Source organism: Streptomyces sp. WZ-12, from assembly GCF_028898845.1.
Classification (GTDB): Bacteria; Actinomycetota; Actinomycetes; order Streptomycetales; family Streptomycetaceae; genus Streptomyces.
The window spans coordinates 4553597-4568006 of sequence record NZ_CP118574.1; the positions used below are offsets into that span (position 1 = coordinate 4553597).

At 69.7% G+C, this 14410-nt stretch carries 13 protein-coding genes; 5 read left to right on the forward strand and 8 right to left on the reverse strand.

The genetic code is table 11. The annotated features are described in order from the left end of the window. Positions 1-48 precede the first annotated feature (48 nt). On the reverse strand, positions 49-1050 hold the full coding sequence (cydB, locus tag PV796_RS19565; RefSeq protein ID WP_274914589.1) for a cytochrome d ubiquinol oxidase subunit II: 1002 nt from the start codon (positions 1048-1050) through the stop codon (positions 49-51). A 10-nt stretch (positions 1051-1060) separates the two neighbouring features. Beyond that, positions 1061-2569 carry a cytochrome ubiquinol oxidase subunit I gene (locus tag PV796_RS19570; RefSeq protein ID WP_274914590.1) on the reverse strand — a complete coding sequence of 503 codons (1509 nt, stop codon included), beginning with the start codon at positions 2567-2569 and terminating at the stop codon, positions 1061-1063. 258 nt (positions 2570-2827) lie between these two features. Between PV796_RS19570 and PV796_RS19575 the strand changes: the two genes are divergently transcribed. Then, the gene (locus PV796_RS19575; protein ID WP_274914591.1) at positions 2828-3196 is read left to right on the forward strand and encodes a cyclophilin-like fold protein; all 369 of its coding nucleotides are present in this window, start codon (positions 2828-2830) and stop codon (positions 3194-3196) included. Positions 3197-3297: 101 nt separating this feature from the next. Here PV796_RS19575 and hisC read toward each other — a convergent pair whose 3' ends face one another. Further along, positions 3298-4392, reverse strand: a complete 1095-nt coding sequence (gene hisC, locus PV796_RS19580; RefSeq protein WP_274914592.1) for a histidinol-phosphate transaminase — start codon at positions 4390-4392, stop codon at positions 3298-3300. A gap of 396 nt (positions 4393-4788) precedes the next feature. Here hisC and PV796_RS19585 point away from each other — a divergent pair, with 396 nt between their 5' ends. The 3 genes from PV796_RS19585 (at position 4789) to PV796_RS19595 (ending at position 8345) form a co-directional block, all read left to right on the forward strand. Further along, the gene (locus PV796_RS19585; protein ID WP_274914593.1) at positions 4789-5889 is read left to right on the forward strand and encodes a LacI family DNA-binding transcriptional regulator; all 1101 of its coding nucleotides are present in this window, start codon (positions 4789-4791) and stop codon (positions 5887-5889) included. Positions 5890-6159: 270 nt separating this feature from the next. Beyond that, entirely contained in the window at positions 6160-7254 is a 1095-nt protein-coding gene (locus PV796_RS19590; protein ID WP_446750609.1) for a metallophosphoesterase, read from the forward strand. A gap of 209 nt (positions 7255-7463) precedes the next feature. After that, entirely contained in the window at positions 7464-8345 is an 882-nt protein-coding gene (locus PV796_RS19595) for a hypothetical protein (RefSeq protein ID WP_274914595.1), read from the forward strand. Positions 8346-8441: 96 nt separating this feature from the next. On the opposite strand, the gene thiC is transcribed toward PV796_RS19595, so the two are convergent. Beyond that, the gene (gene thiC, locus PV796_RS19600; protein ID WP_274914596.1) at positions 8442-10217 is read right to left on the reverse strand and encodes a phosphomethylpyrimidine synthase ThiC; all 1776 of its coding nucleotides are present in this window, start codon (positions 10215-10217) and stop codon (positions 8442-8444) included. Between the two features lie 222 nt (positions 10218-10439). Here thiC and PV796_RS19605 point away from each other — a divergent pair, with 222 nt between their 5' ends. Further along, positions 10440-11765 (forward strand): YibE/F family protein, encoded by a 1326-nt coding sequence (locus tag PV796_RS19605; protein WP_274914597.1) that lies wholly within the window; start codon positions 10440-10442, stop codon positions 11763-11765. A 129-nt stretch (positions 11766-11894) separates the two neighbouring features. On the opposite strand, the gene PV796_RS19610 is transcribed toward PV796_RS19605, so the two are convergent. The 4 genes from PV796_RS19610 to PV796_RS19625 form a co-directional block, all read right to left on the reverse strand. Further along, positions 11895-12317 carry an SsgA family sporulation/cell division regulator gene (locus PV796_RS19610; protein ID WP_274914598.1) on the reverse strand — a complete coding sequence of 141 codons (423 nt, stop codon included), beginning with the start codon at positions 12315-12317 and terminating at the stop codon, positions 11895-11897. A gap of 104 nt (positions 12318-12421) precedes the next feature. After that, the gene (locus PV796_RS19615) at positions 12422-13198 is read right to left on the reverse strand and encodes an IclR family transcriptional regulator (protein ID WP_274914599.1); all 777 of its coding nucleotides are present in this window, start codon (positions 13196-13198) and stop codon (positions 12422-12424) included. 449 nt (positions 13199-13647) lie between these two features. Then, positions 13648-13875 carry a DUF5326 family protein gene (locus PV796_RS19620; RefSeq protein WP_274914600.1) on the reverse strand — a complete coding sequence of 76 codons (228 nt, stop codon included), beginning with the start codon at positions 13873-13875 and terminating at the stop codon, positions 13648-13650. Between the two features lie 203 nt (positions 13876-14078). Next, the gene (locus tag PV796_RS19625; RefSeq protein WP_274914601.1) at positions 14079-14396 is read right to left on the reverse strand and encodes a cupin domain-containing protein; all 318 of its coding nucleotides are present in this window, start codon (positions 14394-14396) and stop codon (positions 14079-14081) included. Positions 14397-14410 lie beyond the last annotated feature (14 nt).

The window sequence follows — 14410 nt, forward strand, 5'->3', positions numbered from 1 at the left end:
GTGAAACCTTCCGTTCTCCCGGTCCCGCCCTGGCGGGGCGGGACGCGGCTAGTGGGTTTCGGCGATGTGCTGGGTGCCGATCCGCTTGCGGAACACCCAATAGGTCCACCCCTGGTAGAGCATCACGAGCGGCGCGGCGATGCCGGCGCACCACGTCATGATCTTCAGGGTGTAGGGGCTGGACGAGGCGTTGGCGACCGTGAGGCTCCAACTCTCGTTCAGCGTCGACGGCATGACGTTCGGGAAGAGCGTCAGGAACAGCATGGCGACGGCGGCCACGATGGTGATCCCGGAGAAGGCGAACGCCCAGCCCTCGCGCCCGAGCCGGTTGGCCCCGAGCGCGGCGACCAGCGCCACCACCGCGACGATCATCGCGATCAGGCTGGTGCCGTCGCCCTTGTCGGCCTGGGTCCAGCCCAGGAACCCGACCGCGAGCACGGCGGTGATCAGCCCGAGGACGCCCGCCATCCGGCGCGCCCGCTCCCGGATGTCCCCCACGGTCTTCAGCGACGCGAACACCGCACCGTGGAAGGTGAACAGCGCCAGCGTGACCAGACCGCCGAGGAGCGCATACGGGTTGAGCAGGTCGAACACGGTGCCGACGTACTCCTTGTGGGCATCGATCTGCACGCCGTGGACGATGTTGCCGAAGGCCACGCCCCACAGCACGGCGGGCAGCAGCGAGGTCCAGAAGATCGCGTGCTCCCAGTTGCGCTGCCAGCGCTCCTCGGGCCGCTTGGCGCGGTACTCGAACGCGACACCGCGCACGATCAGGCAGACCAGGATCAGCAGCAGCGGGAGGTAGAAGCCGGAGAAGAGGGTGGCGTACCAGTCGGGGAAGGCGGCGAAGGTCGCCCCGCCCGCGCTGAGCAGCCAGACCTCGTTGCCGTCCCAGACCGGCCCGATGGTGTTGATCAACACCCGCTTCTCGCGCCGGTCCCGGGCGAGCAGCTTGGTGAGCACGCCGATCCCGAAGTCGAAGCCTTCGAGGAAGAAGTACCCGGTCCAGAGGAAGGCGATGAGGACGAACCAGACGTCGTGGAGTTGCACGGTCGCCTCCTTAGTACGAGAAGGCCATCGGCCGGTCGGCGTCCGTGGAGTCGCCGCCGATCTTGGTGGGCGGGTTGAGGTCGGAGTCGGAGAGTTCCTGGGGTCCGGCCTTGATGTACTTCGCCAGCAGCCTGACTTCGACCACGGCGAGGATCGCGTAGAGCGTGGTGAAGACGACCAGCGAGGTGATCACCTCGCCCTGCGAGACGCCGGGCGAGACCGCGTCACGGGTGCGCAGCACGCCGTAGACGACCCAGGGTTGGCGGCCCATCTCGGTGAAGATCCAGCCCCACGAGTTCGCGATCAGCGGGAAGCCGAGGGTGAGGAAGGCCAGTCGCCAGTACCACTTGGTCAGCCGCTCGCCCAGCGTCCTGTTCTTGGTGAGCGCGAGGTGCGGTGGTTCCTCGTCGCCGGTCCGCAGCGCGGGCGCGAGCCAGAACTTCTTGCGGGTGAGCCAGAGTCCGGCCAGACCGATGGCGAACGACGTCATCCCGAAGCCGATCATCCAGCGGAAGCCCCAGTAGGTGACCGGGATGTTGGGCCGGTAGTCGCCGGGCCCGAACTTCTGCTGCTCGGACTTGTTGACGTCGTTGATGCCGGGGACGGGCGAGGAGAAGTCGCTGTGCGCGAGGAAGGACAGCACGCCGGGTATCTCGATGGCGACCTTGTTGTGCCCCTTGGCGACGTCACCGTAGGAGAAGACCGAGAACGGCGCGGGCGCGGCCGTGTCCCACAGCGCCTCGGCCGAGGCCATCTTCATCGGCTGCTGCTTGAACATGACCTTGCCCAGGCTGTCGCCGCTGACCGCGGTGAGCAGTCCGGCGACGACCAGGGTGACCAGGCCGAGCCGCAGCGACGTCCGCATCACCTTGACGTGCTTCTTGCGCATCAGGTGGTACGCCGCGACGCCGACCATGAACGCGGCACCGGTCAGGAAGGCCGCGGTCAGGGTGTGGAAGACGACGACGAGGGTGGTGTCCTGCGTCAGCACCTTCCAGAAGTCGGTGAGTTCGGCCCGCCCGGTGGCGCGGTTGTACTTGTAGCCGACCGGGTGCTGCATCCAGGAGTTCGCCGCCAGGATGAAGTACGCCGAGAGAATGGTGCCGATCGAGACCATCCACATGCAGAAGCAGTGGATCTTCTTCGGCAGCTTGTCCCAGCCGAAGATCCACAATCCGATGAAGGTGGACTCGAAGAAGAACGCGATCAAGGCTTCGAAGGCGAGTGGCGCACCGAAGACGTCCCCGACGAACCGCGAGTAGTCGGACCAGTTCATACCGAACTGGAATTCCTGGACGATGCCGGTGACAACGCCCATCGCGATATTGATCAGGAACAGCTTGCCCCAGAACTTGGTGGCCTTGAGGTACTTCTGCTTACCCGTGCGCACCCATGCGGTCTCCAACCCGGCCACCAGGGCGGCGAGCGAGATCGTCAGGGGCACGAACAGGAAGTGGTAGACGGTCGTGATGCCGAATTGCCATCGCGCCATAGTCTCTGGCGCCAGCGCCAGTTCCACGTCGCGACCTCCTTACGTCCTTACGTCGCCGTTACAGCAACGGCTTGTCCCTTTTGTGCCACATAAAGCAGTACAAACGAGACGCGAGCTTGTGAACGCGTTCACATTCACAAGCATTATCTCCCATGCGACTTCGGCCTTGCGGAAGGGGGGTACGTGACTGCCATCACGCTGGAATCCATGGCGGATGAAACATTTATGCCGTGATTACGCGAGCACCCTTCCGCGTTTCTTCAACATATTGTTGAATTCGCCGTCATGAAGATCCGCATCTCCTGGCCCGCCGGAAACGTGATCGCCACCCTCGACGACACCCCGACCGCCGCCGTGCTCCTCGCCGCCCTGCCGCTCCAGTCCACCGCCCACACCTGGGGCGAGGAGGTCTACTGCGACACCGGGCTCGCCCCCGCCCTGGAGCCCGATGCCCGCCAGGTCGTCGAGCCGGGCACGGTCGCCTTCTGGACCGAGGGCAACGCCCTCGCGCTCCCCTACGGACCCACCCCGATATCCCGCGGCGAAGAGTCCCGGCTGGCCTCCCCCTGCAACGTGCTGGGCCGCATCGACGGCGACCCGCGCGCGCTGACCACCGTCCGCGCCGGCGACGCCCTCCATGTCCAACTGGCCTGAGGCCACACGCAGTTGAGGCCGCGGGTTCGATGGACCCGCGGCCTCAGAGCACACCACCGCGACGGGGGGCGCGCCACCACGCCCACCCGCCGGCGAAGGGGCTACAGCGCCTTGCGGAACTCCTCCGCCGCCTGCAAGAACAGGTCCATCGCCGGCTTCTCACCGATCGTCACCCGCACGCCCTCGCCCGGGAACGGCCGCACGACCACCCCGGCCCGCTCGCACGCCTCGGCGAACTCGGTCGTCCGGTCCCCCAGCCGCAGCCAGACGAAGTTCGCCTCCGAGGCCGGCACGGTCCACCCCTGGGCCACCAGCGCGTCGTGCACCCGGGCCCGGTCGGCGACCAGCGCATCGACCCGCTCCAGCAGCGCCGCCTCACTGCGCAGCGACGCGACCGCGGCCTCCTGGGCGAGCTGGCTCACGCCGAACGGCACCGCCGTCTTGCGCAGCGCGGCGGCCACCTCAGGGTGCGCCACCGCGAAGCCGACCCGCAGCCCGGCCAACCCGTACGCCTTGGAAAACGTGCGCAGCACACAGACGTTGGGGCGGTCCCGGTAGAGCTCGATCCCGTCCGGCACGTCACCCCCTTCACCTTCGGCGGCACGGATGAACTCGCGGTACGCCTCGTCGAGCACCACCAGGATGTCGCCCGGTACCCGGTCCAGGAAGGACTCCAGTTCCGCACGGCGCACGACGGTGCCGGTGGGGTTGTTGGGGTTGCAGACGAAGATCAGCCGGGTCCGTTCGGTGATCGCCGCCAGCATCGCCTCCAGGTCGTGCACCTCGTCGGAGGTCAACGGCACCTGCACCGACGTCGCGCCGGAGACCTGGGTGATGATCGGGTACGCCTCGAACGACCGCCAGGCGTAGATCACTTCGTCACCGGGACCGGCCGTCGACTGGATCAACTGCTGGGCCACCCCGACCGATCCGGTGCCGGTCGCCAGGTGCGTGAGCGGCACCGAGAACCGGTCGGCCAGCTCCGCCATCAGCTCCGTGCACGCCATGTCGGGGTAGCGGTTGAACGATCCGGCGGCCGCCACCGCGCTCTCCAGGACGCCCGGCAGCGGCGGATAGGGGTTCTCGTTGGAGGACAACTTGTACGCGACCGGGCCGCCGGCCGCCGCCGGCCGCCCCGGCTTGTAGGTGGGGACACCGTCCAGTGCAGCACGCAGCCTCGGGGTCTTCTCGCTCACCGCAGGTCCTCCTCAACCATCCCTCTCGACTCCAATACTGCACACCTTATGAGGATTGCCCCTCCCAGCGGCAGGCCCCGGAAAATCCACCGTTCCACCGGCACCGCCGTAGCGGGCGCCGGGCGCGCACCCCCGAGGGAGCGCTAGTCCGGACACCGCGCGCCGGTGGCTCGCTCCGTGGCGCGCGTCCCTCGTCAAGGTGACTTGAGACCTCTTCGAGACCTGGGCGGATCGCCAGGTAGAGCGGATTTCACTCCCCTTGATTGATTGCCGAAATCGGCAACTTCCTTATATTTCAAGGTAATTGATGGTGCATCGCCATGCAGAAACGTGCCTTCTCGCCATCGTCGTCGGTCACCCGCGAATGGCCGTACCGAGCCCTACTATCGGCTCGCCATGACAGCAGCAGGGAAGCACCAGGTGGGCCGGTCGACCGGTCGCCGACTGGGACGGGCGGGCATTCGGGACGTGGCCGCCGCAGCCGGCGTATCGATCACGACTGTCTCCGACGCGCTCAACGGCAAGGGCCGGCTTCCGGATGCCACCCGTAGCCACGTCCGCGAGGTGGCCGATCGGCTGGGCTACCGCCCGTCCGCCGCCGCCCGCACCCTCCGTACCGGCAAGTCCGGCCTCATCGGTCTGACCGTGACCACGTACGGGGATGAACCTTTCACCTTCACCGAGTTCGCGTACTTCGCCGAGATGGCCAGGGCCGCCACCTCGGCCGCGCTGGCCCGCGGCTACGCCCTGGTCATCCTGCCCGCGACCTCCCGGCACGATGTCTGGTCCAACGTCGCCCTCGACGGCACCGTCGTCATCGATCCGGCCGACGGCGACCCCGTCGTCACCGAGCTCGTCCGGCACGGCGTCCCCGTCGTCTCCGACGGTCGCCCCGGCGGCACCCTCCCGGTCACCGGCTGGGTCGACAACGACCACGAGGAGGCCGTGCTCGGCCTGCTCGACCACCTCGCCGAGGCCGGCGCCCGCCGCATCGGGCTGCTCACGGGCACCACCACCGACACCTACACCCGGCTGTCGACCACCGCGTACCTGAGCTGGTGCGAACGCGTCGGCCAGGACCCGGTCTACGAGTCCTATCCCGCGTACGACCCGCGGGCGGGCGCGGTGGCCGCGGACCGACTGCTGGCCCGCCCGGACCGACCGGACGCGGTCTACGGGCTGTTCGACCCCAACGGCACCGACCTGCTGGCCGCGGCCCGCCGCTACGGCCTGCGGGTGCCGGACGACCTGCTGCTGGTCTGCTGCAGCGAGTCCACCGTCTACGCCACCACCGAGCCGCCGATCACCACGCTCTCCCTCAAGCCGCGGCGGATCGGCACCGCCGTCGTCCAGATCCTCATCGACGCCATCGAGGGGCTCGACGGTAGCTGCCCGGTAGAGCAGGTGATACCGACCGACCTGATCGTGCGGACCTCCTCGCAGCGCCGCTCCCCGCGGACGACCGTCAGCCCGCCGCGGGGCCCGGCCGGCGATTGAGCGTGCGCCCGGCACGGCGAGCCGGGCGCACCGGGCGGCCGGTCCACCGAGGAAAAACAGGGCGATCCCGGGAGAAAACCATCGCGAACGCCGGGCTTCACAGGATTGATCACCCCCGGGTGCGTCACAACCCGCGAGCGGCGTTCCTATGATGGGCGCACGACACCGCGGACCGCCGTCGACCAGGCAAAGGTCCGAGAGGTGCACGGCGGCGCAACGGTGGAGGGGTCGATGACTCAGGGGGCCAGTCAAGGACCCATGGTGTGGACCATGGGGGCACAACCTCCGGGGTCCGTTCCGCCGCCCGGAGCGCCCTCGGGGCCGCCGGCCGGCCCGCCGCTCGCCGCGCCCTCCCCCAAGTCGTCAACTCCGTTCGAGCAGGGGGCACCCCCCGCGCCCCCGGTCGCGCCGCCCGCGCCCGTGGCCCCGCTGCCCGAGGAGTACACCCCAACTGCCCGCGACCTGCCGGTCATCGGCCACACGGACACCCTCGTGGACCACCCGTCGGTGCTGTCCGTCCCGGAGCCGGCGCCCGCCGCCGACGGGCTGGGCCCGCTGTACGTCGTCGGCGACGTGCACGGCTACTACGACGAGCTGCGCGCCGCGTTGGAGGCCGAGGGGCTGATCGACGCCGAGGGCGGGTGGGCGGCCGGCAACGCCCGGCTGTGGTTCCTCGGCGACTTCACCGACCGCGGCCCGGACGGCATCGGCGTCATCGACCTGGTCATGCAGCTCTCCGCCGAGGCCGCGGCGGCCGGCGGCTACTGCAAGGCCCTGATGGGCAACCACGAACTGCTGCTGCTGGGCGCCAAGCGGTTCGGCGACACCCCCGTCCAGTCCGGCGCGGGCACCGCCTCGTTCCACGCGGCATGGCTCCTCAACGGCGGCCAGAAGAGCGACATGGACCGGCTGCAGGACCACCACATCCAGTGGATGGCCCGCCTCGACGCCGTGATGGAGGAGGACGGGCACCTGCTCGTGCACTCCGACACCACCGCCTACCTCGAATACGGCACCTCCATCGAGGAGGTCAACGACACCGTCCACGACGTGCTGACGCGCAGCGAGGCGGACGAAGTCTGGGACCTCTTCCGCAAGTTCACCAAGCGGTTCGCCTTCCGCGACGAGGCCGCCGGCGCGGGGGCCGTCCGGGAGCTGCTCGACGCCTACGGCGGCACCCGCGTGGTGCACGGGCACAGCCCGATCCCGTACCTGCTGGGCGAGGTCGGCGCGGAGGACGGCGACGGCGACGGGGCCGCGGTGGACGGTCCGCACGTCTATGCGGACGGGCTGGCCATCGCGATGGACGGCGGTATCACGATGGCCGGAAAGCTGCTGGTCTGCCAACTCCCGTTGGCCGGCTGACGGTTCACCGGAGGGGCGGGCTCCGCTCCGTCGGATGAGCGGGACGGAAGGAATCCGGTCGGGGCCGACCGGAAATTCCACAAACTCCCTGTCACCCCCCGCCACGAGCCCTCTACCATCGGTCTATCCGTAGCAGGCTCTCCTCCGTTTCCGCCCGGCGCCCGGCTCAGGCCGGCCCGTACGGCACTACGGAGCTTCGGGGGATCCACATGAACAGCGCTCCGCACCTGCTGAACGAGGACCGCGCGGAATTCGCGCGGATCCTTGATGAGGCGCTGCGCACCGCCGCATACCGCCCGGACGACCGCACCGCCGCTGCCGCCGAACACCGGCTCAGCACCGAGCAGTTGCGCGTGATGGCGCTCAGCGCTACCAGCGCGATCGCCGCCTGCGCGACGGCCGAATACCAGCGTTACATACAGCTGCGCGCCGAACTGCGCGCCCCCGCGCCCACCGCGTACGGCGTGCGCGGTGGGAGTCCGTCAACGGACCGGTCATCCGACGAGGGCTGCGGACCGGACACCGCGGACGAACCGGCCGCCGATGCGGCCGGCTTCGGCCTTGCGGCGATGGCCACCGTGCTCGTCCCGGTGCTCGCCGGGATCGCGGCCGTCCTCTTCCTCGTCATCGGCTATGTGCTGCGCGCCGTCGACCCGGACCCGGCCGTCTCCCGACCGTTGGTCAGCGTCGGTTGGATCTTCGCGGTGCTGGCCGCCGCCGGCGCGCTGGTCGCCATGGGCTGCGTGCTCGTCACCGCGCTGCGCAACGGCGCGTCCCGCGACACCGCGGCAGCGGAGCGCGCCGCCGCGCTGGACAGCGCGCACGGCGTCTGGCGGGAGGCCCTCCTGGAGCGCGGGCTGCTGCCCTTCCTCCGCGAGGCGCTGGCCGACCCCTCAGCCGATCCGACGGATGACCCGGCCCGCTACGTCTCCCGCCCCCTGGAGGCCCCCGAGCGCCGCACCCCCACCCTCGGCTACACCCGCCCGCGCTTCGCCAGCCCCGACAGCGGTGCCTCCTGGTCCGGCCCCCGCTACTCCCGCCCGGACTTCAGCAGCCCGGACTACGGGGGGACGGACCAGCGGCCGGAGTAGGCCGGAGCGCCGCGGGCCCGGAGCGGGCCGGCCGAAGACCACGCCACAGACGCGTCTTCGGGCCGGCCCCGGCCCGCGGTGCTCCCGCCGGCCCGCTCAGTCCGCGATCGGCAGGTAGACGCGGTTGCCGGCCGCCGCGAACTCCCGCGACTTCTCGGCCATCCCGGCCTCGGGGTCGACCGCCAGGGCACCGCCGTGCTCACGACGGATGTCCTGGGAGATCTTCATCGAGCAGAACTTCGGCCCGCACATCGAGCAGAAGTGGGCCGTCTTCGCCGGCTCGGCGGGCAGCGTCGCGTCGTGGAAGGCGCGGGCGGTGTCCGGGTCGAGGGCCAGGTTGAACTGGTCCTCCCAGCGGAACTCGAAGCGGGCGTCGGAGAGGGCGTCGTCCCATTCCTGGGCGCCCGGGTGGCCCTTGGCCAGGTCCGCCGCGTGCGCCGCGATCTTGTACGTGATGACGCCGGTCTTGACGTCGTCGCGGTCCGGGAGGCCCAGGTGTTCCTTGGGAGTGACGTAGCAGAGCATGGCGGTGCCCCACCAGGCGATCATCGCGGCGCCGATGCCGGAGGTGATGTGGTCGTAGGCGGGCGCGATGTCGGTGGTGAGCGGGCCGAGCGTGTAGAACGGGGCCTCCTCGCAGATCTCCTGCTGGAGGTCGATGTTCTCCTTGATCTTGTGCATCGGGACGTGGCCCGGGCCCTCGATCATGGTCTGCACGCCGTGCCGCTTGGCGATGGTGTTCAGCTCGCCGAGGGTCCGCAACTCGGCGAACTGCGCCTCGTCGTTGGCGTCCGCGATGGAGCCGGGGCGCAGGCCGTCGCCGAGCGAGAACGTGACGTCGTAGGCGGCCAGGATGTCGCAGAGCTCCTCGAAGTGCGTGTAGAGGAACGACTCCTGGTGGTGCGCCAGGCACCAGGCCGCCATGATCGAACCGCCGCGGGAGACGATGCCGGTCTTGCGGTTGGCCGTCAGCGGGACGTAGCGGAGCAGCACGCCGGCGTGCACCGTCATGTAGTCGACGCCCTGCTCGGCCTGCTCGATGACGGTGTCCTTGTAGATCTCCCAGGTCAGCTCCTCGGCCTTGCCGTCGACCTTCTCCAGCGCCTGGTAGAGGGGGACGGTGCCGATCGGCACGGGGGAGTTGCGGAGCACCCACTCGCGGGTGGTGTGGATGTTGCGGCCGGTGGAGAGGTCCATGACCGTGTCGGCGCCCCAGCGGGTCGCCCAGGTCATCTTCTCCACCTCCTCCTCGATCGAGGAAGTGACCGCGGAATTGCCGATGTTGGCGTTCACCTTCACCAGGAAGTTCTTGCCGATGATCATCGGCTCGATCTCCGGGTGGTTGATGTTGGCCGGCAGCACCGCGCGCCCGGCCGCGATCTCGTCCCGCACGAACTCGGGGCTGACGTTCTCGCGGAGGGCGACGTACTCCATCTCCGCGGTGATCTCGCCGCGCTGCGCGTAGGCGAGCTGCGTGACCGGGGCGCCGTCCCGGCCGCGACGCGGCTGCCGCGGCCGGCCCGGGAAGACCGCGTCGAGGTTGCGCAGCCCCCCGCGCGGGGAGGTGTGCTTGATCCCGTCGTCCTCGGGACGCATCGGGCGGCCCGCGTACTCCTCGGTGTCGCCGCGGGCGATGATCCAGTTCTCCCGCAGCGGTGCCAGACCGCGGCGGACATCGGTTTCGATGGCGGGGTCGGTGTACGGCCCTGATGTGTCGTAGAGCGTCACATGCTTGCCGTTGGTGAGGTGCACCCGCCGGACCGGGACCCGGAGGTCCGGACGCGATCCGGAGACATAGCCCTTGTGCCAGCCGATCTGCGACTGCTCGCCGTCGGCCGGGTCGTTTTCGGGCGTGCGTGCATCCAGAGTCATATAGACCCAACTCCCTACGCCGGCATTACCCGGTAACAGGTTCGGCGGTCGACGCAGCGGCTTCCGTCATCCGGTGTTTCACGTGAAACACCGCTGGGACGGAGGTCAGCGCCCTCTCAGCCCGGTGCTCCGAGCTCCCGCGATTGCAAAGGTGTCACCACGGTAGCGGCCGACGCGGCAGTGTGAACAGGGGGCCCCACCGCTTCTTGCAATGATCGAGCGGTGAGCCCTCCCCAAGCCCCGCACGCCCCCGCCGCCCATACCCACACCCACAGCCACGGGCCCGCCGTTCCCGTCTCCCGGCATCTGCGCAAGGTCATCGCCGCCGTCCTGATCCCGTTCGCGGCCGCCGTCGCGGTCGGCCTGATCGTCCTCTGGCCCGGTGGCGCGCCACCGCACAAGCCGTCCGGCGTGGGCTTCGACCAGCCGACCGAGAGCGCCCGGGTCATCAAGGTCGAGGAGGTCAACTGCGCGGCGGTGCACGCCGAGCAGCAGCCGGGGCCCAGCACGCCGGGCGGGCAGCCGGCGGCCGGGGGAGCGGCCCGGGACAAGCCCTGCGAGCAGGCGACGGTCAAGGTGACCACGGGGCAGAACGCCGGCCGGACCTTCCAGACGGTGGTGACGCCGGACGCCTCGCGGCACTACACGACCGGGCAGGACGTGATCGTCTCGTACTCCCCCAAGGCGCCGAAGGAACTGCAGTACGCGGTGACCGACGTCGACCGCACCGTTCCGATGTGGGTGCTGGCCGCGCTCTTCGCCCTCGCAGTGGTGGCCATCGGACGGCTGCGAGGGGTGCTGGCGCTGGTCGCGCTGGCGGCCAGCTTCGGGCTGTTGACGGTGTTCATCCTGCCGGCGATCCTCCAGGGCTCCGATCCGCTGCTGGTGGCGATGGTCGGCGGCAGCGCCATCATGCTGATCGCGCTCTACATGTGCCACGGGCTGACGGCCCGCACGTCCGTGGCGGTGCTCGGCACGCTCGCCTCGCTGCTGCTCATCGGGCTGTTGGGCTCGGTGTTCATCAACTGGGCGCTGCTGACCGGCAATACGGACGACACCACCGGCCTGGTGCACGGGCTCTACCCGAACATCGAGATCCGCGGTCTGCTGCTGGCGGGCGTCATCATCGGGTCGCTGGGCGTGCTCGACGATGTGACGGTCACCCAGACCGCCGCGGTGTGGGAGCTCAAGGACGCTGATCCGTCGGCGGGTTGGCGCAAGCTGTACGGGGCGGCGATGCGGATCGGGCGCGACCACATCGCCTCCGTGGTGAACACCCTGGTCATGGCCTACGCGGGCGCCGCGCTGCCGCTGCTCCTGCTGTTCTCGATCGCGCAGAGCAGCGTCGGCACGGTCGCCGGCAGTGAGGTGGTGGCGGAGGAGATCGTCCGCACGCTCGTGGGCAGCATCGGGCTGGTCGCGTCGGTGCCGGTGACCACCTTGCTGGCGGCCCTGGTGGTCTCGGCGGACCGTCCGGCGCCGGGCGGGGCGGGCGCCGGGGGACGGGGCGGGCGCCGGGCGGCGCGCGGGCGGCGCCGCAAGCACTGAGCGGGCGATACGGGGGGCGAGGGGCGGGCGAAGTGGCGGGTGGGCAGCGGGCGTTGGGGGTTCCGGGCAGGGGCGACCGGCGTCCGGCCGGGCGCGGCAATGGTGGAGTGGTGGGCCGACGACCGGGGGTCAGCCGGCCGGGGCCTCCGCGAGGATCCGGTCCAGCGTGGCCTCCAGGGTGTCGCAGACCTCCTCCTTGCCGAGCGGAACGATGCGGTCCGTGCGGTCCAGGAAGGCGATCAGCGGTGGCGCGCTGGCCCGGAACAGGGCGCGCTCCGAGCCGACTTGGAGGCTGATGTAGACATCGCTGAGTCGCTCGGGGGAGGCCGGCTCGACCCGCACGTCCCCCTCGCCGGCCGGGTGGTTCAGCCCGTCCAGCAGCAGTTCACGGCCGAAGACCCAGGTCACGGGCGCATCGCCGGGAAGGTCGAAGGTGAGCCGGACGGCGTAGGGGTCGCCGCTGTCGAAATCCAATTCCACCGGGATCCGGAAGGAGAGCTCCTCCGAGACGAGGAAGCTCATGATCACTTCTGCCTGAACCGTGTCGTTCATCAACCACTGCCCCGCACTTGATCGGAGATGGCCGGGAATCATCCCCTGAAGCCCTATTGACGCCATCGTCGGTCACGTGCAGGCAGATCACAAGGAGTGAGTTTTCAGATACTGATAGAGAAGGCGAGTGTCGTTAGTACCGTCTCCGCCATTTTCCGTAGTCGGTTCGTAACTGTTTGCAATCGGTGCACTTCCGTCGCAGGAAGAGAAACCGCCAGGGTCGCGGCGGCCGAGCCGACGCGAATGGGGATCGCCGAGCACACCGTGCCCAAGGCATATTCCTGGCGATCGTAGGCGACTTGACCGCGACGCACCGTAGCCAGCCGATTCAGCAGATCGCCCTCGGAACGCACCGAAAAGGGCGTTATCGACTGCACGGGATAGCGCGACAGATGTTCTTTCCTGGTCGCCTCGTCGAGCTGCGCCAGCAGGCACTGCCCGATCGCATGGGTGTGTGCGGTGGAGCGGAAGTCGACCCATTCCTCGACGGGTGGTCGCGCCGGGTCGTCGGTTATCGCCACCACCTCGATCTCCCCCTCGCGGTAGACGGCGAAGTAGACGGCGGCGCCGAGTTCACGGCCCGCGTCGGCCAGGGCGTCGGCCAACTCGCGACGGCGGCGCCGCCGCGCCCCCGCCTGACCGAGGGACTCGGCACCCTCGCCGATCACGAACACGCCGTTCTGCCGGCGCAGATAGCCCTCGTGGGTCAGCGTCCGCAGCAGGTGATACGTGGTGGGCAGCGGTAGTTGGGCCTCTCTGGCCAACTGCTTGGCGGGCGCGCCGCCGGAGTGTGCGGCCACCGCCTCCAGGAGTCGCAACGCCCGCTGCACCGACCCGATCAGGGTGGGGTGCGAGCCGGATTCGCCGTTGTCGATCACCAACGCCAACCCCCAGGTCCGAGCGCCATGGTCCCCGCGGCCCCGGCCACGGGACCCGCTCCCGCGACCGCGCGTCTCCCAGGACGTCCGCCCCGACGCCCAGCCCGATCGCTCGGTGCTTTCCGGAACGTCAACGTCCGGAAGACGCCTGCGATCTGCACTTTAGCCCGGCCGGTCCACAACGGGAGCCGAAAGTCCGGGAGTTACCCCTGGGGCGACTGCCGCCCCGATGCCACTGACCTCACGGAGCGTCGCGCGCACTCATGGTGAACAGGCGCGACGCCCGGCGCACCGAACGCGCCGGGACGGCCGGCGACCGGCTTTCCGATCCGCGTTCGACCCCGTCGCGGGAGTGTCGTCCCGGGCCCGGAACGCCGGACGCCCCGCCCCGGGAGGGGGCAGGGCGTCGTCGGACGGTGGGGGCCGGACGGTACCGGTCGCTCGGGCTCGGCCTACCAGTCGCTCTTCGACGAGGACGAGGACGAGGAACCGGTGAACCTGCGCACCAGATAGATGACACCGGCGATCAGGGCCGCCGCGACCAGCACCTTGAAGAGCAGGCCGATCAGGAAGCCGAGTGCGGTGGTGATCAGTCCGCCGAAGACGACGATCAGGATGACGGGCACCACGACCCAGGTGACCCACCACGGAAGCCCTGCGAGTATCCCCTTACCAGCCACTGCTCTGCCCTACTTTCTGTCGGTCGCGCTCTTGTCGGTCTCTGCCGTCCGGTGGCACCGTCCGCGTACGTTTCGCGTCTATCGCGCCGCGTCTCCGGTTCCCCCTGTACATCAACGATGCTAGGGCGCCGAGGGCCTCCGTGGGGGCCCGACAGCCCCGGCTCGTCCCTGAGCCGACCCCTACGGGTTCCGGGGGTCGGGTCTCAGCTTTCGGGCGGAGAGAAGACCACCACGACCCGGAGGTCCTCGCTGATGTGGTGGAACTTGTGGGGCACTCCGGCGGGCACGTAGACGATGCTGCCGCGGGCCACCGACTCCGTCTCCGTCCCCACCGTGATCGCCGCGCGGCCGCTCACCACCATGTACACCTCGTCCTGGCGGTGCGGCTGCTGCGGATCGACGCCACCGGCGTCCAGTGCGTAGAGCCCCACCGACATATTGCGCTCCCGGAGGAACTGGAGATACGCGCCGTCGTTCGCGACCCGTTCCGCTTCCAGTTCATCCAGTCGGAAAGCCTTCATGCCGTTCGCACCTC

Coding starts and splice junctions, on each gene's coding strand:
- PV796_RS19610 (WP_274914598.1), bottom strand. CDS start 12,317: ATGAACGACACGGTTCAGGCAGAAGTGATCATGAGCTTCCTCGTCTCG.
- PV796_RS19625 (WP_274914601.1), bottom strand. CDS start 14,396: ATGAAGGCTTTCCGACTGGATGAACTGGAAGCGGAACGGGTCGCGAAC.
- PV796_RS19575 (WP_274914591.1), top strand. CDS start 2,828: ATGAAGATCCGCATCTCCTGGCCCGCCGGAAACGTGATCGCCACCCTC.
- PV796_RS19595 (WP_274914595.1), top strand. CDS start 7,464: ATGAACAGCGCTCCGCACCTGCTGAACGAGGACCGCGCGGAATTCGCG.
- PV796_RS19585 (WP_274914593.1), top strand. CDS start 4,789: ATGACAGCAGCAGGGAAGCACCAGGTGGGCCGGTCGACCGGTCGCCGA.
- PV796_RS19590 (WP_446750609.1), top strand. CDS start 6,160: ATGGGGGCACAACCTCCGGGGTCCGTTCCGCCGCCCGGAGCGCCCTCG.
- thiC (WP_274914596.1), bottom strand. CDS start 10,217: ATGACTCTGGATGCACGCACGCCCGAAAACGACCCGGCCGACGGCGAG.